This window comes from Pectobacterium carotovorum (assembly GCF_900129615.1).
In the GTDB taxonomy this organism is placed as follows: Bacteria; Pseudomonadota; Gammaproteobacteria; order Enterobacterales; family Enterobacteriaceae; genus Pectobacterium; species Pectobacterium carotovorum.
The window spans coordinates 678,926-703,441 of the sequence record NZ_FQWI01000001.1; the positions used below are offsets into that span (position 1 = coordinate 678,926).

The window sequence follows — 24,516 nt, forward strand, 5'->3', positions numbered from 1 at the left end:
TAACATACAAATGTGAACGTGAACATTTTCATAATAAAGGGGGTTTTCTGGATGAGTGTATGGAGAATAAACAAAAGAAAAAGGAAGGGGACTCCCTTCCTCAGGCCGTTGACAAGCCTATTTGTGCAGAACGAAAACGGGAGTAATGGACGCTCTATCCGTTACTCCCGCTTGGCGACTTTTGTCAGCTATCCATTACTACCGCTCGATATACTTTTCACCCCTAACGCCCTTTTTGCAGCGTTTCTTTCACCTGGCCAATCAGTTCACGGCGGAAATCACCGAGGCGCGGTTTGTCATCCAGCCACGGTAACGGGCGACACAGTTCCATCGCTTTGATGCCCAGACGTGCGGTCAGCAGGCCTGCGCCAATACCCTGCGCAGCGCGGGTTGATAGCCGAGCGGCAAGATCCTGCGACATCCAGTCCATGCCAATCTCCCGCACCAGCTCCGATGCGCCAGCAAACGCGATATTAACCAGCACCAGACGGAACAGGCGAATGCGGCTGAAATAGCCGAGCTCGATTCCGTACAGCGCGGCAATACGGTTAATCAGGCGCAGGTTACGCCAGGCAATAAAGGCCATATCCACCAGCGCCAGCGGACTGACGGCAATCATTAAGGTGGATTCTGCCGCAGAGCGGCTGATCTCACGCCGCGCCTGCGTATCCAGTACGGGCTGAACCAGACGCGCATAAAGCTCCAGCACTTCGCGGTCATTGTGGGTTTCATGGAGTGAAGCCTGCCAACGCTGTATCGCCGGATGGCCGCTATCCAGTCCCGCCTGCCGCGCCAGTTTTTCACAGAATTCACGCCCGCGCCCCACACCGTGACTGTGCAGCAAATCGCGAGCCACATCGCGCTCTTCCGCACGTTCTCTCAAGCGATAGAGCCGCCGCCACTCGACAGCCAGCGAACCGACGCCCGCCGCCACAATCAGGCTGCCTGCGGTAATGCCGCCCAGCGCAATCCAGTCCTGCTGCACCCAGGCGTTATGCAGCGACTGCACGCCCTGCGCCAGCGCGCTGACGCCAAACAGCCCAATTCCCGCCATCACCATACGCCGCCACAGGCTGCGCTTCGGCCGCAGCGCCGCGCTGATCGCCTCTTCCGCCACGCCTTCTTCTGGCACTTCTTCTTCGCGGCTGATCGGGGAAAACGGCGTGCCGCTCTGCTCGTCAAATGCCAACCCAGCACGCAACTGCGGCTGTGGCTCTTGCGGTGAGACGTCATCGAACGTGACGCGGGGTTTCAGTGGCTCGTTCATCTCAATTTATCCTTTAACAGAAAGTCCATGACCGTATCCAACCGGATATGCGGCAACGGCGTGTCTACCGTCATTTCTCGCGGACGAAATTGATCGAAGTGGAAGCCCTGCGTTTGCCAGAATGCCGCACCCGGTAAACGCGCAGGCACTTCACCGGGGTAGACCGTCAATGGCTGACCGTCGCTGAGTCGATGCCCTTTCAGCGCCGGAATTTTCTGGCCCTGATGATCGACGACACCGCTCTGCGTTGACTGGATCGACGCAATGCCTTCACAACGCATGTCGATGCCTTCAAACGCGGCGTTCTGCCACGCCTCCTGCACCAGTTGCTGAAGCAACGACACAAGATTGGCATGCTGGTCAGCGGTAATGTGATCCGCTTTACTCGCCGCAAACATCAGCTTGTCGATGCAAGGCGAGAACAAACGCCGGAACAGCGTGCGCTTCCCGTAATGAAAGCTTTGCATCAGTTGGGTCAACGCCAGCCGCATATCGTTAAACGCATGAATGCCGCTATTGAGCGGTTGCAGGCAATCGACCAGAACAATCTGCCGGTCGAAACGCACAAAGTGATCCTTATAAAACCCTTTGACGACCGACTGACAGTAATAATCAAAACGCTTACGCAGCATGCCGATGTTGGTTTTCTCATCCGCCTGCGCCAGCTTGGCTTCACCGATATTATTCACCTGCGGCCAGGGGAAGAATTGCAGCACCGGCGCGCCCGCCAGATCACCCGGCAGCACAAATCGACCCGGCTGAATAAAGTGCAGCCCTTCCTGTTTGCAACGGTGCAGATAGTCGGTGTAGGCCTGTGCCACCTCGGCAAGCAGGTTTTCATCGGCCGGCGCCAGCGGATCGATTTTCTCGCACAGCGCCAGCCAGGGTTTCGCCCACTCGGTGCGCCCCCCTTGCAGCAAGCCGCTCATCTGCTGTGACCAGCTCAAATAGGTTTGCTCCAGCAGCGGCAGATCCAGCAACCACTCGCCGGGGTAATCGACAATTTCCAGATAGAGCGTCGACGTGTCTTTAAAGTGACGCAGCAATGAATCTTTAGAGCGATAGCGCAGTGCCAGACGGATCTCACTCACGCCGCGCGTCGGCGTCGGCCAAGCCGGCGGCGAGCCATACAGCGCGGCCATGCCTTCATCATAGGCAAAACGTGGCACGCCCAGATCGCGCTGGGGCACGCGTTTCACACCCAGCAAGCGCTCTTCGCGCACGGGGGAAAACATCGGCAGATGTGCACCGCTGTGGGTATTCAATAATTGATTGACGAACGCGGTGATAAACGCGGTTTTGCCACTGCGGCTCAACCCAGTGACGGCAATCCGCAGGTGGCGATCCACGCCGCGATTGACCAGAGAGTTAATTTCGTTCTGTAGTCGACTCATCGAATGAACCATCACTCCTTTGGTTGAGAGATATACTGTTGAGGACTCTATGTCGTTGAAAAATTTATGTCATTGAAAACTGTATGTCGTTGAAAACGATATATCGCTGAGAGATATATCGTATCAATATAATAAAATCAGACAAACACCTCACTCACGCCGACATAAATTCAACCGCGCTCACCCATCTCATACCGTATTTTTACCGCCAAAATGTAAAGAAACGATAATTTTAAGACAACTCTTAGCAAGCAATAGGACAACTCTTAGCAAACAAATTGTTAACGTATATAACCTGAAATTGTACCAAGTAACCAATTGTTTCTGGAAACGAATGGTGTCCCAATAACAATTAATAATTCAGGTTAATTAATTATGCTACGGAATGCGTCGTTCACTGACGGGTATCAACCTGCGCGTCTCAGCCAGCTTGCGCTATTTATTTTATTGACCACCTCAGCAAGCAGTTGGGCGGCAGATAATAATCTGACGCCTCTTGCCGCACCGGACCGGGTGGATGAACAGCTAAATATCAACCAGCAGGATCGCCAGCGTGCGATGCAGCAGCAATTAGCACCACAAACTCCCGATGTGCGTTTGCAGGCTCCCTCTTCATTCTTTACTAAGCTGCAATTTCCTCAGGAACAACAGTGTTTTAAGCTGTATCACATTATCCTGACCGGCAAAGAAGATTTCCCCTCCTGGCTACGTATCCCGCTGCAACAGCTGGCCGATCAGGGTAAAGGTCAGTGCCTGGGCGCACAGGGTGTCAACCTGCTGATGAGCGCACTGCAAAACCGTCTGATCGACCATGGCTACGTCACCGCGCGCGTGATGGCACCACCGCAAAACCTGAAAACCGGCACCCTGCATATCACCCTGATTCCAGGCAAAACGCGCCAGATCACATTGACCAAAGAGAGCGATCGCTACGTGAGCCTCTGGAGCGCCCTGCCAGCGCGTGAAGGCGAACTGCTGGATCTGCGTGATATCGAGCAGGGGCTGGAAAACCTGCAGCGCGTGCCAACCGTACAGGCAGAAATGGCGATTGTTCCAGGCGAACAGCCAGGCGAAAGCGACATTAACGTGACCTGGAAACAGGAAAAAATGTGGCGTCTCGGCGCGACGCTCGATGACTCCGGCACCGAAACCACCGGTCGTTATCAAGGCGGTCTGACGCTGTATATCGATAATCCCTTCGCGCTCAGCGATCTGTTCTACATTTCCGGCAACCATGACCTGGAATCCGGCAGCGAAAAAGGCAGCAAGAACTACATGCTGCACTACTCTGTGCCGTTCGGTTACTGGATGGCGGGCGTCACCGCCAGCGGCTACGACTACAACCAGAATGTGGCGGGCGCGTATGAAGACTACAACTACAGCGGCAACAGCAAAAACCTTAACTTCCAGCTGAGCCGGGTGCTGTACCGCAGCGGCAGTCAGAAAACCTCAATGAGCTATGAAATTCTGACGCGCGAATCACAGAACTTCGTCAACGATACCGAAGTGGATGTGCAGCGGCGTAAAACCAGCGCCTGGCGTCTGGGCCTGCAGCACCGCCACTACTTCGGCGCCACCACGCTTGATGCCGCAGTGAGCTACCAGCGCGGCACTCGTTGGTTCGGCGCGATTCCGGCACAGGAAGAGTATTTCGATGAAGGCACCGCGCTGGCGAAAATTATCCAGCTGAATGCACAACTCGATGTGCCGTTTACGCTGGGCAATCAGACCTTCCGCTACAACGTGCAGTATCTGCGCCAGATCAACCACACCAAACTAACGCCTCAAGATCAACTGTCGATTGGTAACCGTTGGACCGTGCGCGGCTTCGACGGTGAACGCACTCTGACGGCCGACCGCGGCTGGTTCGTGCGCAACGATCTGGCCTGGCGCACGCCGCTGCCCAATCAGGAACTGTATCTCGGCGCTGACTACGGCGAAGTTGACGGCACGCGTGATTACCTCGTTGGAAAACATCTGGCGGGCGGCGTCCTTGGTCTGCGCGGCAACGCCTTTAACACGGGCTACGACATGTTTGTCGGTGTGCCGTTCTCCAAACCGGAAGGTTTCCACACCAGCCCGGTCACCCTCGGTTTCAACCTCAGTTGGCAGTACTAAGGAGGCGCGTGATGAAGATTCCTGTTAATGGCTATCAGTTAACCGCCCCGCTGCTCGGCGGTCAGTTCAGCGAAGCGGAAGCACTTGGCGCGGCGGTCTGGCTGTGGATGCATTCGGAACAGCACCGCGATATTCCGCTCAGTGTGCTGCCGACGTTGCTGTTGCCCGCCATCAAACATCAGCAGTTTGTTATCGCCAGCCTCGATGATAAGCCCATGTTTTTCCTTAGCTGGGCGTGGATGGATGAAGAAGCGGAACAGCGCTACCTCACCGGCCCCGGCATTCTGGTGCAGCCGCAGGACTGGACCAGCGGCAACCGCCTGTGGTTCCGCGACTGGGTCGCGCCATTCGGCGATCAACAGGCATTTCGCCGCATCGTCGGCGGCACGCTGTTTCCCCACTTATGTGGCCGGGCGCTGTACCACAAAGGGGCGGAACGCGGACAACGGGTACTGCAATTCCGTGGCGATGATGTCACACAACAACAATTCAGACTCTGGCAGCAGAACACGCCGCTGGTTGCTTAACATCACTTTTAGCAGGGATAACTTTTCGTGAATAAGAACCTCTATCGCATCATTTTCAACAAAGCTCGCGGCCTGTTAATGGTGGTTTCCGAAATCAACCGCGGCCAGGGTAAAAGCGGCGCAAACGGCGTCGGCCATACGCTGAGCCAGCTGATTGGCCACATGAAGCCCACCGCCTTCCTGACCATGACCGCACTCGGTCTGGTCACGCTCGCGCCACAGGCGCTGGCGGCAGGGATTGTTGCCGACAAGAGCGCCCCGGGCGGCCAGCAGCCGAATGTCATGCAGAGCGCCAACGGCACGCCGCAGGTCAATATCCAGACGCCGAGCGCGGGTGGTGTTTCACATAACAAATACACCCAGTTTGACGTCGATAACAAAGGTGCCATCCTCAATAACTCGCATAAGCAAGTACAGACCCAGATGGGTGGCTGGGTGGCGGGTAACCCATGGCTGGCGAAAGGCGAAGCCAAAATCATTCTTAACGAGGTCAATTCGCGTGACCCAAGCAAGCTGAATGGCTATGTCGAAGTCGCAGGCCGTAAGGCGCAGGTGGTCATTGCCAACCCGGCGGGCATCAGTTGCGATGGTTGTGGCTTCATTAACGCCAACCGCGCCACCCTGACCACCGGCACGCCGCAGATGACCAACGGCGAACTGCGCGGCTACCGCGTGGGCAATGGTGAGATCGTGGTTGAAGGCGCAGGCATGGACAGCAGCCGGCAAGACTACACCGATCTGATTGCCCGCACCGTGAAAGTTAATGCCGGTATCTGGGCGAAAGATATGACCGTCACCACCGGTAAAAACGAAGTGGCCGCCGATAACAATAGGGTTGTCGATAACAATAGCGTTGTCGATAACAACAGCGCCACCGCCAGCACTACAGCGGAGAGCGACAGCAGCGACGTCAAGCCGACGCTGGCGATCGACGTCGCCCAACTGGGCGGCATGTATGCCGGTAAAATCCGTCTGGTGGCGACCGAGCAAGGGGTCGGCGTCAGCAACAAAGGCACACTCGGCACGCAGGCGGGCGATATCACCATTAACGCTAATGGCGATATCGTTAACAGCGGCACAGTCAATGCCGGACAGGATCTGCTGCTGGGCGGTAAAAAAGTCGATAACAGCGGCACGCTGTTTGCCCAGCGCGACCACAGCACCACCGCCAGCGATGGGGTGACCAACAGCGGCCTGATCGCCGCCAAAGGCAACACCCGTGTGCGCGGCGCCACCATCCGCAACAGCAAAGGCGCGGCCATTGCCGCCGGGATGAAAACCGATGGCACGCTGGCTGGCAGCGGCAATCTGACATTCGCCAGCGACGGCAAACTGACCAGCCAGGGTCAGGCGCTGGCCGGTGGCGATCTGAACGCCAGCGCTAGCCAGATTGATCTCAGCGGCAGCGATACCGCCGCGCATCACGCCACGCTGACCAGCAGCAGCGATATCATCACCGACGACGCGCAGTTGCTGGCAAGTGGCGACTTGAAACTCTCTGCTGCCGGTAAACTCAGCAACGATCGCGGCGTCATTAACGCCAATGCGCTACAGGTCAGTACGCCAGTTATCAGCAACCGTGGCGGACAGTTACTGCAAAGCGGCGACCGCGATCTGCAACTCAGCAGCAACAGCATTAATAACCAGAATGGCCGCATCGTCGCCAACGCCAAAAAATTCAGCGTACAGAGCGCCAGCCTGAATAACCAGAGCGGCACCATCATGGCGGCTGGTTCTGGCTCGCTGGATGTTGCGGCCAGCAGTGAACTGAATAACCAGAACGGTACGCTTGCCGCCGCCAGCGATCTGGCCATCGCCACGCCGGTGCTGCACAACAATCTGGGACAGATCTCCGCCAATAAACAGCTGACACTCGATCAGCAAAACAGCAGCACCCTCTCCCGTGCCGCAGCCACCAGCAGCGATCTGCGTATCAGCAATGAAGGGGGGCGTCTGGTGGCGGGTCAGCAGTTGATCTTCCGCGGTCGCGAGATTAACGGCAGCGGTGAAATTCTGTCGCTTGGCGATATGGATCTCAGCTTCGCGGACGGCTTCAGTAACAACAATAAAACGCTGGCAAATGGCGCTCTGACGCTGAACGTCAACAACAGCTTGATTAACAATGCGCTGCTTGGCGCAGGCGGTAAGCTGAATGTGCAGGCCAGCAACATCGACAACCAAGTCACAGGCGAACTGAGCGCGCAGCAGACCACGCTGAACGCCAGCGATACGCTGAGCAACCGTGGCCTGATCGACGGCGTACTGACCCGCATCAATGCCAGCACCGTCAACAATATCGGTACCGGTCGTATTTATGGTGACGGTCTGGCGATCGGCGCAGCGACACTGAATAACCTGGCGGAAAATAACAGCAGCGCCACCATTGCGGCGCGTCAGCGTCTCGATCTGGGCGTCGGCACGCTGAATAACCATACTCATTCACTGATCTACAGCGGTGGCGATCTGGCCATTGGTGGCAATCTCGATGAAAACGGTGTGGCCAGCGGCAAAGCGGGCAACCTTAACAACCACAGTGCCACAATAGAGTCTGTCGGCAATATGGCGCTCAGCTTCACCGCACTGAACAATATCAACGACAATTTTGTAACCCGCTTCGTACAACTGTCACAGAAGCAGAAAAATGAGTATATGGTGGTCGACCTAAATAATGGCGTTCACTATAGCCCTGACGACTACAACATCAGTTTCTACAAAAATGAAGTGCGTCATATCTGTATTGAAGGTGTGGTGTGTGGTCGTGACCACTATTATCAGTACAGCTACACCGAAACGGTGCGCGAAGAACAGATCGCACAGAGCGATCCGGCGAAAATTATCGCGGGCGGCCAGATCTCACTCGCCGGCGATAAGCTGCTGAATGACAAGAGCCAGATTATTGCTGGCGACAGCCTGCTGACCGCCGTCAAAGACCTGGTGAACACCGAAGTCACCGGTCAGAAACTGACGGAAAAAGTCGGACAGGTGATTGAGTGGGATCGTATTCATAAGAAAGGCACCGACAGCCAGAAAGCCAGAGCGTCCGCCTATACCCCGCCAACGGAAATTCAGTCCATCAGCCTCAGCCCGAGCGTGATGAAGGAGAATACCCAGGCGACCAGCAACGCGCCATCGCTGGCTGAGTATGCCGCGCAGCGCGTGGAAGTGGCCGGACAGAACACCGATGTGATTCGTTCCATGACGCCGGATGCTTCCCTGCCAACTGGCAGCCTGTTCACTACCCTGCCGGACGCCACCAGCAGCTATCTGATCGAAACCGATCCACGTTTCACCAATCAGAGAACCTGGCTGAGTTCCGACTATATGCTGAGACAGTTGCAAGCCGATCCGTCGATCACGCAAAAACGCCTCGGCGATGGCTTCTACGAGCAGCGTCTGGTGCGTGAGCAGATTGTTGAGTTGGTCGGTCAGCGTTATCTGGCCGATTACACCAGCGATGAAGATCAATACAAAGGCCTGATGGAAGCGGGCGTCAGCTTCGCGAAGAAATTCAACCTGGTACCGGGCGTGGCGCTCACCGCCGAGCAGATGAAACAGATCACTCAGGATATGGTGTGGCTGGTGGCGCAGGATGTGAAGATGCCGGATGGCACCACCCAGAATGTGCTGGTACCGCAGGTGTATGCGCAGGTGCAGCAAGGCGATATGGACGGCAGCGGTGCGCTGCTGGCGGGTAAAAATATCAGCATTGGCGTTAGCGGCGGCATGCTGAACAGCGGTCGCATCAGCGCCACCCAACTGGTCAGCGTTTCCGGCGACGATATCGTCAATGTGGGCGGCATCATCGCCGGTAAATCCGTGTCGCTGCAGGCGACCAACGACATCACCAATACCGGTGGCACGATACGTGCGACCGATACCCTGCTGGCGCAGGCCGGACGTGATATCACCGTCGCCAGCGAGACCAACCACGCCGAGAGCCAGAACGGCAGCAACCGCTTCAGCCGTGACAACATCGATCGCGTGGCGGGCATGTATGTACAGGGTGACGACGGCAAACTGCTGCTGCAGGCAGGCCGTGATGTCAATCTGCAGGCCGCGCAGTTGGTCAGTTCCGGTGAAAACAGCCAGACGCAGATCGCCGCTAACCGCGATATCAATATGACCACCGTCACCACCGGCAGCAGCGACAAGGTGGTATGGGATAAAGATAACCATGTCACGCAGAGGCTGACTCAGGTTCAGGGCAGTGACGTCACCAGCGACGGCAATATCACGCTGAATGCCGGCAATAATATTAACGCTCAGGCGGCGAAACTGAATGCCGATCGGCAGCTTGCGCTGACCGCCACCAATGATATCAACCTCGGCAGCGCCAGCAGCCAGGAATATCTGGATATGAACTCCAAGGTGAAAGGTTCTGGCTTCCTGTCGAAACGCACCACTACCACCCGCGCCGGTTACGATGCCACGCTAGCGAACGGCAGCAGTCTGGGCGGGGAAAATATCGCCGTCAACGCGGGTAACAATCTGAATATTACCGGCAGCGATGTGGCGGCGGATCGAGATCTGGCGCTGCGTGCCGGGAATGACCTCAACGTCACGGCGGCGGAAGAGAGCCGCGACAACTGGTCGATGAAGAAAACCACCAAGTCGGGCCTAATGAGCAGCGGCGGCATTGGCTTCTTTGTTGGCTCGATCAAAGAGAGTTCGACCTCCGATACCGCGGCGCTGACCCACAACAACAGCACGCTGGGCAGCGTCGATGGCGATACCAGCCTGGTGGCGGGCAATAATATTGCCGTGCAGGGTTCTGACGTGATCGCCGGTAACGACATCAATATAGTGGCGAACAATATCACCATTGATGCCGCGAATAACCAGAGCACTACCGACACCACTTACGAGCGCAAACAGACGGGTCTGACGTTGGCGCTGTCCGGCGCGATTGGCAGCGCGATCAACACCGCCTACACCAGTGCGAAAGCTGCCGATGAGCAGCAGGATGGCCGTATGGCATCGCTGCAGAAGCTGAAATCCGGTCTGGCGGGCGTACAAGCCGCTCAGGCGGCGGTACTGGCATCGCAGAACGCCACCGACCAGAACGCCATTGGTGTCAGCCTGTCGCTGAGCACCTCGAAATCGAAGAGCGAGAGCCACAGCGAAGCGGTCAACGCCTCCGGCAGCACCGTGCAGGCGGGCAACAATATCAATCTGGTGGCGACCGGTTCAGAGAATGGCGCCGATGGCGATCTGACCATCGGCGGCAGCCAGCTGAAAGCGGGCAACGATGTGCTGCTATCGGCAAACCGCGATATCAACCTGCTGTCAGCGCAGAATACCCAGTTGCAGACCGGCAAGAACAGCAGCAGCGGCGGCGGCGTGGGCATCAGCATCGGTGCGGGCCAGGGCGGTGCAGGAATCAGCGTGTTTGCCAACGCCAGTAAAGGTTCCGGTAACGAGAATGGCGATGGCCTGACACATACTGAAACCACCGTCGACGCCGGTAATAAGCTGACGGTCAACAGCGGGCGTGACACCACCCTGCGCGGCGCACAGCTGAGTGCCGATCAGGTAGTCACCAATGTCGGCCGTAATCTGACGTTGCAGAGTGAGCAGGACGTTAACAACTACGACTCGAAGCAGAAGAACAGCTCAGCAGGCGCCAGCTTTACCTTTGGCAGCATGACAGGCAGCGTCAGCGCCAACGTGGCGAAGGACAAAATCCACAGCACCTATAACAGTGTGCAGGAACAAACCGGCATCTTCGCGGGTGACGGCGGCTTCGATATCAACGTCGGTAACCATACGCAGTTGGACGGCGCCGTGATTGGCAGCACCGCCAGCGAAGATAAAAACCGTCTCAGTACCGGCACGCTGGGCTTCAGCAATATCGACAACAGTGCAGAGTTTGAGGTGTCACACAGCAGCGTTGGTATCAGCACTGGCGGGCTGGGCGCACAGGATCTGCTGAAAAACGCCGTGCAGAATCTGGCAGCCAATGGCCTGGGAGCGGGTGGCAGCGATGGGAATGCTTCCGGTACGACTTATGCCGCCGTTTCTCCAGGCTCGCTGATTATCCGTGACCAGGCGAACCAACAGCAGGATGTCAGCGAACTAAGCCGCGATGTCGAGCACGCCAACCAGAGCATCAGCCCGATCTTCGATAAGGCAAAGGAGCAGCAGCGTCTGAGCCAGCTTCGTTTGATTGGTGACGTTGTGAATCAGAGCGTGGATATCACCCTCAGCCAGGGCCAGATTATGGCGAACAACGCGGGAATGAAAGCGGCTGGTGAGTGGGATGAGACCAAGGAGACGCGTCAGGAGTACTGGGCTCGTGTACAAAATACCGCCGCGTATAAGGACATCAACGATCAATATAAAGCGGGTGGCGAGCTGAATAAAGGCATTCGTGCCGCAGCGGCAGCCATCACTGCGCTGGCGGGTGGTGATCCACTGAAAGCGCTGGCTCAGGGCGCGGCGCCTTATCTGTCCAGCACCGTGCGCGATTTGACTCTGCAGAATAGCGACAATCCAACTGCCGCTCAGATCGCGGCAAATGCCATCGGTCACGCTATCGTTGGCGGCGTGGTGGCTGAACTTTCCGGTTCCAACGCTACGGCAGGAGCGGTGGGTGCAGCAGGTGGTGAGCTGGCCGCGCGAGCGATCGTCGACTATCTCTATCCAAACAGAACGGTTGAGTCACTGACTGATGATGAACGGGCGAAAATCAGTAATCTGGCATCTCTGGCTGCCACCATGGCGGCAGGCCTGGCGAGCGATTCTTCGGCAGGCGCGGTGGCAGGACATGACGCGGGTAAAAATGCCGTTGATTATAACCTGCTGTCGAATAAGTACGGCGTTGAAAAACTGAGTAAAGAAGGCCGCGCGCTGTATGAAAAACTAAAAGCCGCCGGTATCGGGGGCATGGATGAACTACAGGAACGCTTTACCGCCTGTGGTTCTAATGGTAAATGCCAGACCGAGATCCGCAATGAGTACCGTAAACGGGAAAAAGAAGCGGGTGAAAAGCTGGTCGCGATGTATCAATCTGGAGCAATAACGGCTGATGAGTTCGGCTATCTCGTAACCGATTATGCCAGAACAATGATGAAGGGAGCGCAACAGGGCCAGCTAAATTCTGATTACTCTGGATTCATCGGTGACATCTATACACAGACGGGCATTGACTGGACACCGATGGGCGTCGCTGGCAATCCTTATGTCGCCGCCATTAAGGGCAGTGAACAACTTGCCGAATGGAAAGCGCAGGGACTGAGCGATGAGAAAATCCGTGAGCTGGCGCTGAAAAACGATATCATTACCTCAGCGATGACGCCTGTTGATATCAATGGGATCCTCAGCTTATACGATAATGGTGCATCGGCGCAGGAAGTTGTAAAATTTGCTGCGGGCATGGCGTTCAATAAAGTCATACAAAAAACGCAGTCAGGCAACAAAGGGACGTCGGGTACCATTGGTACTCCTGTGACGACAGCTAAAAATCCGCTAAGTCCCGTTCAGCAACGTGATGTTCATGGCAATGAAATTGTTTATCGGACGATGTCACCTGAGCAATTCAGGCAGTTTGAAAGAACAGGTGTGATGCCAGCGACCACTGAAACATCTGTTTCTCCAGTGCTATCATACTCTTCTAAGTACGATGGTATAACAGTGAAAATCACTGTTAAATCAGGCACTTTCTCCGAACTGGAAAAAATTGGTATTGCCGCAAACAGTGCTGCAGCTAAAGAATTGCCCAATATGTCCACCCAAACGGGTAAATGGATGGAAACCAATACTCGCTTCAAGGTTGAAGGAGGACAGATGACGACACAACTTGGACAAGGCAAAGGAATGGAGATTTTTAATAAAAACATCGTCCATTTTGAACAGGTTAAATAACAGGAAAGCATTATGCTGTTAAATCTTGAAAACTCGAAACACCCTATGAAAATTGTCTATCTTCTTTCAGAAGAACTCAGAGGGAACCCTGATCAAGTGGCTTTAACGCAGGCTCTGACTCTCGATCCATCAAGACCAGCCATGGGCCTGAAGGGAGCCAATGGTCTTTTTGGCTCATCCGAGTGGTGGAGTAGCATTGAACAGGGAAAAATGCGTTTACTGCACCGATCTGGCACGATCACAAGAACCTATGTAGCAGGACAAGATCCCTCTCCAGTAGATAACTGTTTCAGTTTGCGGCTGGATGATGGCTCTGTCATTGAAGAAAGCATTTATAGCCATATCGATGATGAAGATAAAAAGCTGTTCCGCCCGGGAGCCAGGGTAGATATCGTTTATGCACTTGATGAACTTAAGAGAACATCAGCCAACGGCGATAAATGCTATTCTGATATCGTGCTGGAAATAGCGATTTCTTTACAACCAATTAAATGATAACGAAATACGCTAATTAAAATAATGACGCCTTTATCATATTGCACTCCCCACCTCTGGTGGGGAGCTGTTAGTCTTAAAAAACTAAGCGCAGCGTTACTGTAAAATACTCATTACTTTTCAAACCCATTAGGAATGAAACAAGTGAAAAAGTTACTGCGAAATAATCTGGCAATGATAACACTCCTCTCTTCAGGCTGTTCGATTATGCCAAACAACTCTTTTTTCATTCCGCCCCATGAAACCAATAACTCCCCGTGGGTACGTATCGTAGATAACACAGAACAGACGAGTATTTACCAGACGTTAAACGGCAAACGCACTGGCGGTCTTATTCGTTCCAGTGAATGGGTATTACAAAACACCCAGGATCGCGGAATGCCGAAAGTATCTGGAGAGAAATACGATATTGACTACTACGAAACACCATTAGTGCCCGATGTTGAAACAGCAATTATCAACGTTTATGTTGAAAGCAAATACACCTGCCTTATTACCACCCGCTTTATTCCGGAAAAAGGCAAAAAATATGAATTCCAGCTGGAGACCGATACGCTGCATTATCAATGTCGTGCGATTGCCAGCGAAATCGTGCAGGACAGCAATGGCCAGTGGCAGCGCATACCACTGCAAAACGTGCGCTACAGCGCGAAAGAAGGAAATGGCTGGCATCCAATGCACAGTGGGATCGGATCATAGAGATTGCAGCGAAAAAACAGCGCGACATTATCCACTCTCGACTCAAGTCGTACGGTGGATAATGTCAGCGAAAGCGTATAACCGATGACAAATTACAGGTGACGAAAGCGGTTTTGGACGCCAAACGTATCCGAGGTGACATAGCGTTCAATGTTGCGCAGGCGCTGTTCGCTGGCCTGCAACGTCGCATCAGCTTCATTTAGCAATTGGCTAGGGGTACGAGCCGTCTTTTCATCCTCAAATTCCATTCCCGCTGGAGCCGGATCGAGCATAAAAGTCAGGATGATGTAAGCCACCACGGTGAAAAAGAACAGGCCGAAAAATATCGACAGCACCGTAATCAGCCGTACGAGCTTCACTGGCACGTCAAAATAGCGTGCTAAACCAGCGCAAACCCCCTTCAGCATACCTTCTTCCGGCAAACGGTATAATTTTTTACCTGACCACGTATTTTTCATTACGATTTTCTCCAGTCCGGGTGTTCTGCATCCAGAATGTCTTCCAGCGCTCTGATACGCTCGCGCATACGGGTAGACTCTTCCGTTAAACGCGTCAGACGTTGTATATCGTTTTGTCCCAGTTGAGCACTGTTTTTACGCTGACTGTAATGTAGCCAAAGCCATATCGGTGCCACAAACAACATGAAAATGGTCAGCGGAATGGCAAGAAACAACGCACTCATTGTGTCTCCTTAGTTATTATTTACACGCCCTATGGCGGCTGCCGTTTTCTCACGACAGCCATCCGATGGCGTTTACGCGCTTATGACTCTTTACTCTGCTGGCTTAACTTTAGCCTTAAGTGCCGCCAGCTGCGCGCTGATTTCATCGTCCGCTTTCAGCTCGGCAAACTGCTGATCCAGCGATTTTTGTTTCCCCAGCCCGTGGCTTTCCGCTTCCGCCTCCATCGTGTCGATACGACGTTCGAACTGATCGAAACGCGCCATGGCTTCATCCAGCTTACCGCTATCCAACTGGCGGCGTACATCACGTGACGATGCCGCAGCCTGATGACGCAGCGTCAGCGCCTGCTGGCGAGCACGGGTTTCGCTTAATTTGTTTTCCAGCTCGCCGATTTCACGCTTCATGCGCTCCAGCGTTTCATCCACGCTTTCGGCTTCATACTGCAACACCGCGATCAGGTCGGTCAGCTTCTGCTTTTCAATCAGCGCCGCACGGGCCAGATCGTCTTTATCTTTACGCAGCGCCAGCTCGGCTTTTTCCTGCCACTGCTCCTGCTGACCGTGCGCTTGTTCAATACGACGGGCAATCTGTTTCTTTTCTGCCAGCGCCCGCGCCGAGGTTGAACGCACTTCAACCAGCGTATCTTCCATTTCCTGAATCATCAGCCGCACCAATTTCTGCGGATCTTCAGCCTTATCCAGCAATGAATTGATGTTGGCGTTCACGATGTCGGCAAAACGAGAAAAAATACCCATAATTACATCCTCTTCATGATTTCCAGCGTCTGATTACGCCTGATTTATCACCGGGACCAGCCGAGCCAGTCGCGATCTCCCTATAGGTATATCAATAAGCATGCCAACTTTTAATCCTATTTAACTCACTGAAAATAAAAGAATAGATAATTTTGACTATTTTTCCCTTTCCGTTAGATTAGTCAAATACGCTAACAGTTAGTAAAAATAACACGGTGGAACATCATGCTTCAGGAAAAAGAGAACCTGCTCGGCGAAGCCAACAGCTTTCTGGAGGTACTGGAACAGGTGTCGCAACTGGCACAACTGAATAAACCCGTGCTGGTGATTGGCGAACGCGGTACCGGTAAAGAGCTGATCGCCAGCCGTCTGCATTACCTTTCCCCGCGTTGGCAAGGGCCGTTCGTTTCTCTCAACTGTGCGGCGCTCAACGAGAATCTGCTCGACTCCGAGCTATTTGGTCATGAAGCTGGTGCCTTTACCGGAGCGCAGAAACGCCATCTTGGGCGCTTCGAACGCGCCGACGGCGGAACGCTGTTTTTGGATGAGCTGGCTACCGCACCGATGCTGGTGCAGGAAAAATTATTGCGGGTGATCGAATACGGCATGCTGGAGCGCGTCGGCGGCAGAGATCAGCTACAGGTTGACGTGCGCCTGGTGTGTGCGACTAACGACGATCTGCCTGCGCTTGCCGCCAGCGGTAAATTCCGTGCGGACCTGCTCGACCGTTTGGCTTTTGACGTTGTCCAGCTCCCGCCGCTGCGGGAACGCCAGCAGGACATCATGTTGCTGGCAGATAACTTTGCGATTCAGATGTGCCGCGAATTGCATCTGCCGCTCTTTCCCGGTTTTACGCCAGCCGCGCGCGAGACGTTGCTGAATTACGACTGGCCGGGCAATATTCGTGAGCTGAAAAACGTGGTTGAACGCTCGGTGTATCGCCACGGCGACAGCGATCGGCCCCTTGATGCCATCATTTTGAATCCTTTCCGCCGCACTCCCGCCGTTCAGGAAACACCGCCGCGTGCGGCAACCGGCCAGCCGGATTTACCGCTGGAGATGAAACCGTGGCTGCTGGAACAGGAGAAAAGCTTGATCGATCGGGCATTGAATCAGGCAAAATTTAACCAGCGTAAGGCTGCCGAACTGCTGGGATTAACCTATCACCAACTGCGTGGATTGCTGAAGAAACACGATATTGCGGTGAATGAGTGACGGTCTGGAAAGAAAATGCGGGCGAATTAACGCCCGCACGATAATCAATAGCTTAATAAGTTAACAACTCACGATTACGGTTCCACACCCCATACCAACGTGCCTTTATCGTGCACGGTGATCTTATCCCAGTTAGCGTAGCTCGTGACGTTAGCGCCGTATGAATAGTCATTCGTTTCATTCACGTTGCTCCAGTCACCCGCGTGGATACGCACCTGCACTTCACCGGTTTCCGCGCCCGGCTGAAGGGAGCCGGCTCCGCTGCTGAAGGTCACCAGAACATAGCGATTAGCCTTATCAGTGCTGGCGGCTGGCGTCCCCGTGCTGGTCACGATGTTGTTAGGGCCGACGTTTGCCCAGTCAACAAAGAGGTTCGCGCCAGGTTTGCCATCATCATGGAAGTAGTAACGTACTTGCAGATCGCTCAGTTTGATCGGTGTACTTCCGGTATTTTTGATGTTGACGGCCATACGAATCGCATCATCGGACGGGTTGTTATCCACATTGCGATATTGCAGCACGACGTCACCCGTTGTTCCGTTACCCGGGTTGGTCGGTTCCGTTGGTGTGGTCGGGGTAGTCGGCGTATCGCCATTACTCAGATCCGCACCTGCACGAATCTGCTCTCTGACAAATTTCCCTGACGTAGACAGATTTTGCTCCGTCCAGCCGCCTGATTTGCTCGCCCCCGGTGCCAGCGCGGCGGACGCCTCTGACTTATCGGTAAGCGACCAGTTCACCCAGCTTACGCCACGGTTATTCAGGAAATCGATCCAGGTCTGCGATTCTGGCAGGAACGGTCCGCCGTTGCCGGACGCATCGCTGGTGCCCCACTCGCTGACGAAAATCGCCGCGCCGCGACTTTGTGCATAATCAATGCGGTCGCGCAGGAACTGCCCGTGCGTACCCGCATAGAAATGCAGCGCGTACATCGTATTCGGATCGGGCAGCTGATTATCCGCTGCATCGTGGATATCCTGACTCCAGGTACCCGTACCGACGATGATGAGGTTATCGGGATCTTTGCTACGGATGGTGTCAGTCACTTCCAGCGCATAAGGCCGAATCTGCCCGTTCCAAGTCACGCCGCCGTTTGGCTCATTGGCGATTTCATAAATCACGTTCGGTGAGCTGCCATACAGCCCAGCCATTTCGGCAAAGAAGGTTTTTGCCTGTGCTTTATAAATATTAGGATCGTTATCCGACAAGATATGCCAGTCGATGATGATGTAAACGCCGAGGCTTTGCGCCGCCGCAACGGCCTCTTTTACCTTATTGGCGAGGGAGGGATTGGAAATATAGCCATCCGCCGCCGTGTACATGGCGACGCGGAATACGTTAATCCCCCAGTCATCACGCAGCCACTTCATCGAGTCTTTGTTGACATAGTCGCCAAACCACTGCAAACCGTGCGAACTGACCCCTCTCAGTTGCACCCTTTTCCCCTGTTCATCCACCAGCCGCCCGTTTTCGATGGACAGCTGACCATGCGTTTCTACTGGCGTGGCGGATAATGCTGAAAAACTGAGTGACATCCCCAGCACTGTTGTTACCACACCTAACGTCAATTTCCTGACGATTTGATTCCTTCTCATCCACATATTCCTTATCTCCATTGTGAACCCATGATCTTGGGTATAGGCATGATAAGGGAGATTTATGTTCCCGCAAACAATTTAGGACATATCCCAACCATATTGATTTTATTAATTATTTACATGGAAATAGAAAGCAAGGTAAGTATCTGGCGAGGTCATTTTTCAGGCAAAAAAAAGCCAGCACATCGGCTGGCTAAAATAATACTGGAAGCAATGTGAGCAATGTCGTGCTCTCCTTCAGTGCCTGCGAGAAGCCACTGCCGAAGTGCGAAAGTGATGATAATAGTTATCAGTATCATCTGTAAAGCACTTTGTTGAGAATTTTTCTCATTACCATACTGACTATGGGGTTCCTGTCATTGCAATCCACAGCGAAAATGCCGTTCAGGATACGATGATCTCTGCTAATCACCTTTCTACTGACACATCGGATGCCTTAAGCGGTTGGAAAGTCGCCAGACGCGCATAACAAGAGTGGGGAGGATGCCAAGAGTGCGATACACTCTGTATATAACCGTCTTGACTGAAAAATCCCGTATGTTCGGAAAAACCTGTTTCGCACTGGCACTCACCTGGCTGGCTTTGCCTGCACTGGCCGCACCACCGTCCGTGCCAACGCCGCCTGCTCCGCTGGAAAATATTCGCCAGAGCGGTTTTGTCTATTGCGTCAATGATGTCCTGAACACGTTTAACCCGCAGATGGCGCGCAGCGGTGTCACCATTGATACGCTGGCGGCGCAGCTTTACGATCGCCTGCTGGATGTCGATCCTTATACCTATCGTCTGATGCCAGAACTGGCTCAGCGTTGGGAAGTCTTGGACAACGGTTCGACATACCGTTTCTACCTGCGCCGCGATGTGCCGTTTCAGCACACCGCCTGGTTCAGCCCAACCCGCAATATGAACGCCGACGACGTGATATTCAGCTTCCAGCGCATGCTGGACGAAAAGCACCCGTATCATGATGTCAACGGCGGCGAATATCCCTACTTCGACAGCCTGCAATTCGCCGATTCGGTGCAAAGCATCCGCAAGCTGGGCGAATACAGCATTGAGATCCGGCTCAACAGCCCAGATGCCTCTTTCCTCTGGCATCTGGCCACGCACTACGCGCCGATTCTGTCCGCAGAATACGCGCAACGTCTGACGAAAGAAGATAAGAAAGAGCTGCTGGATCGCGAGCCGGTCGGCACCGGCCCTTATCTGCTCAATGAATACCGCAACGGGCAATATATCCGGCTGACGCGCAACAGTGATTATTGGCGTGGCCTGCCACGCATGCAGCAGGTAGTTGTCGATCTCGGATCCGGCGGTACGGGCCGCTTATCCAAACTGCTGACCGGTGAATGTGATGTCCTCGCTTATCCGGCGGCCAGCCAATTGACGATCCTGCGTAACGACCCGCGTCTGCGTCTCTCGCTACGCCCCGGCATGAACGTCGCCTATCTGGCCTTCAACGTGCGAAAACCGCCGCTGGACGACAGGCGTGTGCGGGAAGCCATCGCGCTGGCGATCAATAACGACAGGCTGATGCAGTCGATCTATTACGGTACAGCGGAAACGGCGGCGTCTATTTTGCCCCGTGCGTCGTGGGCGTACGACAATGAATCGCAGATTACGGAATATAACCCGCAAAAAGCGCGACAAATTTTGCAGGAACTGGGGCTGACTAACCTCAACCTGCGCCTGTGGGTGCCCAGCGCGTCACAGTCCTACAACCCCAGTCCGCTGAAAACGGCAGAGCTGATACAGGCCGATTTGGCGCAAATTGGCGTCACCGTGACCATCGTCCCGGTGGAAGGTCGTTTTCAGGAAGCGCGGCTGATGGAACTCAGCCACGATTTAACGCTGGCAGGATGGGCAACGGACAGTAACGACCCGGACAGCTTTTTCCGACCGCTGTTAAGCTGCGCGGCTATTCGCTCCCAGAGCAACTACGCGCACTGGTGCGATCCTACGTTTGATGAAGTGTTGCAAAACGCGCTCTCGTCACAGCAGCTTTCTAAGCGGATTGACTATTATCAGCAGGCACAGCGTATTCTGGCAGAACAGTTACCCGTTCTGCCGCTGGCGTCGTCATTACGGCTGCTGGCCTACCGCTATGACATGAAAGGGCTGGTCTTGAGTCCATTCGGCAATGCCTCGTTCGCGGGCGTCTTCCGCGAGGACCAACAGGCGCAGCAGAAGCCTTCTGCACCGGAAACCGTGGAGGAAGCACAGCCGTGATTATCTTTACCTTGCGACGTCTGGTGTTACTGATAGTGACCTTGTCACTGCTGACGCTGGTTGGCTTTAGCCTCAGTTACTACACGCCCAACGCTCCGCTCAACGGCGCGGCGCTGTTTGATGCCTATCACTTTTATCTCACCAGCCTGCTTCAGGGAGATTTCGGTCGCTCCAGTATTAACGGACAGGCTATCAGCGAATTGCTGAAAGAAGTGTTCCCGGCCACGATTGAACTTTGTCTGCTGGCGTTTGCGCTCTCGCTGCTGGTCGGCATTCCACTGGGGATTACCGCTGGCGTAATGCAGAATCGCGGCGCGGACATTGTGATCAGCACGCTGGCGCTCATCGGTTTTTCCCTGCCGGTGTTCTGGCTGGCACTACTGCTGACGCTCTTCTTCTCGCTGCACCTCGGTTGGCTGCCCGTTTCAGGCCGCTTCGACCTGCTCTATCAGGTGAAAACCGTCACTGGGTTTGCGCTGATTGACGCCTGGCTGTCAGATTCGCCACATCGCGGCGAAATGATCGCCAGTGCCATCCGCCACCTGATTCTGCCGATTACCGTGCTGGCCGTCGGGCCGACCACCGAAGTGATTCGCCTGATGCGCGTCAGTACCACGGAAATTATCAGCAAAAATTACATTAAGGCAGCGGCAACGCGTGGGCTATCACGCTTTACGATCATTCGTCGTCACCTGATTCACAACGCGCTACCGCCGATTATTCCCAAACTGGGATTACAATTTTCCACCATGCTGACGCTGACAATGATTACCGAAGTGGTCTTTAACTGGCCGGGCGTCGGTCGCTGGCTGGTGAACGCTATTCGCCAGCAGGATTACGCGGCCATTTCTGCGGGCGTGATGGTGGTTGGCGCGATGGTCATCACGGTCAACATCCTGTCCGATATTTGGGGCGCTATGGCAAATCCGTTGAAACACAAGGAATGGTATGCCCTTCGATAACGTTTATAGCGAAAAGCGGCTGCCTAGCCGACTAGGCGATACCTGGCGGGCATTCCATCAGGATATGCTGGCGATGATCGGACTATACGGCTTTCTGATCCTGATCGGCCTGTGCCTGTTTGGAAAGTTTCTCGCGCCTTATGAAGTTGACCAGCAATTTTTGGGCTATCAATTGCTGCCCCCCTCTTGGTCACACTACGGTGAAGTCTCGTTCTTTCTCGGCACCGACGATTTAGGTCGCGACCAGCTAAGCCGCCTGCTAAGCGGTGCGGCACCGACCGTTGGCGCGTCGCTCATCGTCACCTACGCAGCAGCACTGTGCGGCATCGTGCTGGGCGTTTTCGCGGGCGTCACACGTGGGCTTCGCTCTGCGATGCTCAATCATATTCTGGATACGCTGCTGTCCATTCCGTCGCTGCTGCTGGCGATTGTGGTCATCGCTTTTATTGGCCCTAAGCTCGAACACGCCATGCTCGCCGTCTGGCTAGCGCTGTTGCCGCGTATGGTGCGCACCATCTACAACGCCGTACACGATGAAATGGATAAAGAGTACGTGATCGCGGCTCGCCTCGACGGCGCTTCCACGTTTTATTTGGTCTGGTACGTGGTGCTGCCCAACATCGCCGCGCTGCTGGTTTCCGAATTTACCCGCGCGTTGTCGATCGCCATTCTGGATATCGCGGCGCTGGGCTTTCTCGATTTGGGCGCACAACTGCCGACCACCGAATGGGGTGCCCTGCTTGGCAACTCGCTGGAGCTGGTTTATGCGGCACCGTGGACCGTGATGCTGCCCGGCGCGGCTATTGCACTGAGCGTGTTAATCGTCAACCTGCTGGGCGACGGCATCCGCCGCGCGCTCGTCGCGGAAACGGAATAAGAGGCGACGACTCCCTATGCCATTACTTGATATCCGTAACCTGACGATTGAATTTCTGACTCCCGACGGCGCCGTTAAAGCCGTTGACCGCGTCAGTATGACGCTGAGCGAAGGCGAGATTCGCGGTCTGGTGGGCGAATCCGGATCCGGTAAAAGCCTGATTGCTAAAGCCATCTGCGGGATCACCAAAGAGAACTGGCGCGTAACCGCCGATCGCTTCCGCTTCGATGACATCGACCTGCTGCAACTGTCGTCGCGCGAGCGACGTAAGCTGGTCGGCCATAACGTCTCCATGATTTTCCAGGAACCGCAATCCTGTCTCGATCCGTCCGAAAGTGTAGGTCGGCAACTGGTGCAGGCGATCCCCGGCTGGACGTATAAAGGCCGCTGGTGGCAGCGATTTAACTGGCGCAAGCGCCGCGCGATCGAACTGCTGCACCGCGTCGGAATTAAAGATCACAAAGATATTATGGGTAGCTATCCCTATGAGCTGAGCGACGGCGAGTGTCAGAAAGTGATGATTGCCATCGCGCTGGCAAATCAGCCGCGCCTGCTGATTGCCGATGAGCCGACCAATGCGATGGAATCGACCACGCAGGCGCAGATTTTCCGCCTGCTGTCGCGCCTGAACCAGAACAATAACACCACAATTCTGCTCATCAGCCATGACCTGCAAACCATGAGCAAATGGGCTGATAGGATCAACGTACTCTATTGCGGTCAAACGGTGGAAAGCGCCACCAGTGAAGATCTGATCACCGCACCGCATCATCCTTATACGCAGGCGCTGATTCGCGCAATGCCCGATTTCGGCCGTTCGCTGCCGCACAAAAGCCGGTTAAACACCCTGAACGGGGCGATTCCCTCACTGGAACATCTGCCGATTGGCTGCCGACTGGGCCCGCGCTGCCCTTATTCACAAAAACAGTGTATGCAAACGCCGCCGCTGCTCTCCGTTAAGAACCACTTATATGCCTGCCACTTTCCGCTCAACATGGAGGAACCGTGATGGTTGAGATGCTGCTTGAAGCCCGCAACCTGACCAAGACGTTCCGCTACCGGACCGGGCTGTTCCGTCGTCAGCATGTTGAGGCGGTAAAATCCGTCAGCTTTACGCTGCGTGAGCGGCAAACGCTCGCCATCATCGGCGAGAACGGTTCAGGGAAATCGACGCTGGCTAAAATGCTGTCAGGCATGATTGCCCCGACGTCCGGCGAGCTGGTTATTGACGATCATCCGCTGCACTACGGCGATTACCGCTACCGCAGCCAGCGTATCCGCATGATCTTTCAGGATGCGAGCAATGCGCTCAATCCGCGCCAGCGCATCGGGCAACTGCTGGATGTCCCGCTGCGACTGAATACCGATCTCAGCGCCGAAGCGCGTGAAAGAGCGATTAATCAGGCGCTGCATCAGGTCGGGCTACGTCCCGATCACGCCTATTACTATCCGCATGCGCTCGCGCCGGGGCAAAAACAGCGCGTCGGTCTGGCGCGTGCGCTGATCCTGCAACCGAAAGTGATTGTCGCCGATGAGGCGCTGGCGTCACTGGATATGTCTATGCGGTCACAGATTATTAATCTGATGCTGGAGTTACAGGAAAAGCACGGTATCTCTTATATTTACGTGACGCAGCATCTGGGCATGATGAAGCACATCAGCGACCAGATTCTGGTGATGCAGGCAGGCGAAGTGGTCGAACGCGGCAGTACCGCCGATGTATTGTCCGCCCCGCTACATGACCTGACGAAACGTTTGATTGCCAGCCACTTCGGCGAAGCGCTCAGCGCCGACGCCTGGCGACGCGACGGCGCACAACGTTAATCTCCGCGCACCA

The 24,516-nt window shown here is 54.8% G+C and carries 17 protein-coding genes; 11 read left to right on the forward strand and 6 right to left on the reverse strand.

Annotated features, from left to right (window positions below):
* Positions 1-223: 223 nt before the first annotated feature.
* Together BUB06_RS02975 and BUB06_RS02980 are read right to left on the reverse strand one after the other, a co-directional pair.
* A complete protein-coding gene (locus BUB06_RS02975) occupies positions 224-1,267 on the reverse strand; it encodes a YcjF family protein (RefSeq protein ID WP_039471732.1) in 1,044 nt (347 codons plus the stop codon).
* Entirely contained in the window at positions 1,264-2,661 is a 1,398-nt protein-coding gene (locus BUB06_RS02980) for a YcjX family GTP-binding protein (protein ID WP_039471731.1), read from the reverse strand. The genes BUB06_RS02975 and BUB06_RS02980 overlap by 4 nt, the downstream gene beginning before the upstream one ends.
* Positions 2,662-3,036: 375 nt before the next feature.
* Between BUB06_RS02980 and BUB06_RS02985 the strand changes: the two genes are divergently transcribed.
* From BUB06_RS02985 to BUB06_RS03005, 5 genes are all read left to right on the forward strand, one after another.
* Positions 3,037-4,779 carry a ShlB/FhaC/HecB family hemolysin secretion/activation protein gene (locus BUB06_RS02985; RefSeq protein ID WP_039471730.1) on the forward strand — a complete coding sequence of 581 codons (1,743 nt, stop codon included), beginning with the start codon at positions 3,037-3,039 and terminating at the stop codon, positions 4,777-4,779.
* Positions 4,780-4,790: 11 nt separating this feature from the next.
* Positions 4,791-5,306 carry a toxin-activating lysine-acyltransferase gene (locus BUB06_RS02990; protein ID WP_039471729.1) on the forward strand — a complete coding sequence of 172 codons (516 nt, stop codon included), beginning with the start codon at positions 4,791-4,793 and terminating at the stop codon, positions 5,304-5,306.
* Between the two features lie 27 nt (positions 5,307-5,333).
* Positions 5,334-13,169 carry a hemagglutinin repeat-containing protein gene (locus BUB06_RS02995; RefSeq protein WP_039471728.1) on the forward strand — a complete coding sequence of 2,612 codons (7,836 nt, stop codon included), beginning with the start codon at positions 5,334-5,336 and terminating at the stop codon, positions 13,167-13,169.
* 12 nt (positions 13,170-13,181) lie between these two features.
* Positions 13,182-13,664 carry a hypothetical protein gene (locus BUB06_RS03000; RefSeq protein ID WP_039471727.1) on the forward strand — a complete coding sequence of 161 codons (483 nt, stop codon included), beginning with the start codon at positions 13,182-13,184 and terminating at the stop codon, positions 13,662-13,664.
* Between the two features lie 144 nt (positions 13,665-13,808).
* Positions 13,809-14,363, forward strand: coding sequence for a hypothetical protein (locus BUB06_RS03005; RefSeq protein ID WP_231051607.1), 555 nt, complete (start codon positions 13,809-13,811; stop codon positions 14,361-14,363).
* Positions 14,364-14,455: 92 nt separating this feature from the next.
* Here the strand turns inward: BUB06_RS03005 and pspC are convergent, their stop codons facing one another.
* The 3 genes from pspC to pspA form a co-directional block, all read right to left on the reverse strand.
* Entirely contained in the window at positions 14,456-14,821 is a 366-nt protein-coding gene (gene pspC / locus BUB06_RS03010) for an envelope stress response membrane protein PspC (RefSeq protein ID WP_010295842.1), read from the reverse strand.
* Positions 14,821-15,045: an envelope stress response membrane protein PspB gene (gene pspB / locus BUB06_RS03015; protein ID WP_039471726.1), complete on the reverse strand. Its 225-nt coding sequence runs from the start codon at positions 15,043-15,045 to the stop codon at positions 14,821-14,823. The genes pspC and pspB overlap by 1 nt, the downstream gene beginning before the upstream one ends.
* 90 nt (positions 15,046-15,135) lie before the next feature.
* On the reverse strand, positions 15,136-15,801 hold the full coding sequence (gene pspA, locus BUB06_RS03020; protein WP_039471725.1) for a phage shock protein PspA: 666 nt from the start codon (positions 15,799-15,801) through the stop codon (positions 15,136-15,138).
* A gap of 225 nt (positions 15,802-16,026) precedes the next feature.
* On the opposite strand from pspA, the gene pspF reads away from it, so the two are divergent.
* On the forward strand, positions 16,027-17,016 hold the full coding sequence (gene pspF / locus BUB06_RS03025) for a phage shock protein operon transcriptional activator (RefSeq protein ID WP_010295836.1): 990 nt from the start codon (positions 16,027-16,029) through the stop codon (positions 17,014-17,016).
* A gap of 74 nt (positions 17,017-17,090) precedes the next feature.
* Here pspF and BUB06_RS03030 read toward each other — a convergent pair whose 3' ends face one another.
* On the reverse strand, positions 17,091-18,617 hold the full coding sequence (locus BUB06_RS03030; protein ID WP_039471724.1) for a cellulase family glycosylhydrolase: 1,527 nt from the start codon (positions 18,615-18,617) through the stop codon (positions 17,091-17,093).
* A 534-nt stretch (positions 18,618-19,151) separates the two neighbouring features.
* On the opposite strand from BUB06_RS03030, the gene sapA reads away from it, so the two are divergent.
* From sapA to sapF, 5 genes are read left to right on the forward strand one after another with little or no spacing between them, the layout of a single operon-like run.
* Positions 19,152-20,840: an ABC transporter substrate-binding protein SapA gene (gene sapA, locus BUB06_RS03035; RefSeq protein WP_039471723.1), complete on the forward strand. Its 1,689-nt coding sequence runs from the start codon at positions 19,152-19,154 to the stop codon at positions 20,838-20,840.
* Entirely contained in the window at positions 20,837-21,802 is a 966-nt protein-coding gene (sapB, locus tag BUB06_RS03040; RefSeq protein ID WP_010295825.1) for a putrescine export ABC transporter permease SapB, read from the forward strand. The genes sapA and sapB overlap by 4 nt, the downstream gene beginning before the upstream one ends.
* On the forward strand, positions 21,789-22,679 hold the full coding sequence (sapC, locus tag BUB06_RS03045; protein WP_010295823.1) for a putrescine export ABC transporter permease SapC: 891 nt from the start codon (positions 21,789-21,791) through the stop codon (positions 22,677-22,679). The genes sapB and sapC overlap by 14 nt, the downstream gene beginning before the upstream one ends.
* A 16-nt stretch (positions 22,680-22,695) precedes the next feature.
* On the forward strand, positions 22,696-23,688 hold the full coding sequence (gene sapD, locus BUB06_RS03050) for a putrescine export ABC transporter ATP-binding protein SapD (RefSeq protein WP_010295820.1): 993 nt from the start codon (positions 22,696-22,698) through the stop codon (positions 23,686-23,688).
* Positions 23,688-24,503 carry a putrescine export ABC transporter ATP-binding protein SapF gene (gene sapF / locus BUB06_RS03055; RefSeq protein ID WP_010276730.1) on the forward strand — a complete coding sequence of 272 codons (816 nt, stop codon included), beginning with the start codon at positions 23,688-23,690 and terminating at the stop codon, positions 24,501-24,503. Before sapD ends, sapF begins: the two co-directional genes overlap by 1 nt.
* Positions 24,504-24,516: the final 13 nt, after the last annotated feature.

What these genes read in the sequence shown, in the direction of transcription:
- BUB06_RS02975 (WP_039471732.1), bottom strand. Translation starts at nt 1,267, where the DNA reads ATGAACGAGCCACTGAAACCCCGCGTCACGTTCGATGACGTCTCACCG.
- BUB06_RS02980 (WP_039471731.1), bottom strand. Translation starts at nt 2,661, where the DNA reads ATGAGTCGACTACAGAACGAAATTAACTCTCTGGTCAATCGCGGCGTG.
- BUB06_RS02985 (WP_039471730.1), top strand. Translation starts at nt 3,037, where the DNA reads ATGCTACGGAATGCGTCGTTCACTGACGGGTATCAACCTGCGCGTCTC.
- BUB06_RS02990 (WP_039471729.1), top strand. Translation starts at nt 4,791, where the DNA reads ATGAAGATTCCTGTTAATGGCTATCAGTTAACCGCCCCGCTGCTCGGC.
- BUB06_RS03000 (WP_039471727.1), top strand. Translation starts at nt 13,182, where the DNA reads ATGCTGTTAAATCTTGAAAACTCGAAACACCCTATGAAAATTGTCTAT.
- pspC (WP_010295842.1), bottom strand. Translation starts at nt 14,821, where the DNA reads ATGAAAAATACGTGGTCAGGTAAAAAATTATACCGTTTGCCGGAAGAA.
- pspB (WP_039471726.1), bottom strand. Translation starts at nt 15,045, where the DNA reads ATGAGTGCGTTGTTTCTTGCCATTCCGCTGACCATTTTCATGTTGTTT.
- pspA (WP_039471725.1), bottom strand. Translation starts at nt 15,801, where the DNA reads ATGGGTATTTTTTCTCGTTTTGCCGACATCGTGAACGCCAACATCAAT.
- pspF (WP_010295836.1), top strand. Translation starts at nt 16,027, where the DNA reads ATGCTTCAGGAAAAAGAGAACCTGCTCGGCGAAGCCAACAGCTTTCTG.
- BUB06_RS03030 (WP_039471724.1), bottom strand. Translation starts at nt 18,617, where the DNA reads ATGTGGATGAGAAGGAATCAAATCGTCAGGAAATTGACGTTAGGTGTG.
- sapA (WP_039471723.1), top strand. Translation starts at nt 19,152, where the DNA reads ATGTTCGGAAAAACCTGTTTCGCACTGGCACTCACCTGGCTGGCTTTG.
- sapC (WP_010295823.1), top strand. Translation starts at nt 21,789, where the DNA reads ATGCCCTTCGATAACGTTTATAGCGAAAAGCGGCTGCCTAGCCGACTA.
- sapD (WP_010295820.1), top strand. Translation starts at nt 22,696, where the DNA reads ATGCCATTACTTGATATCCGTAACCTGACGATTGAATTTCTGACTCCC.
- sapF (WP_010276730.1), top strand. Translation starts at nt 23,688, where the DNA reads ATGGTTGAGATGCTGCTTGAAGCCCGCAACCTGACCAAGACGTTCCGC.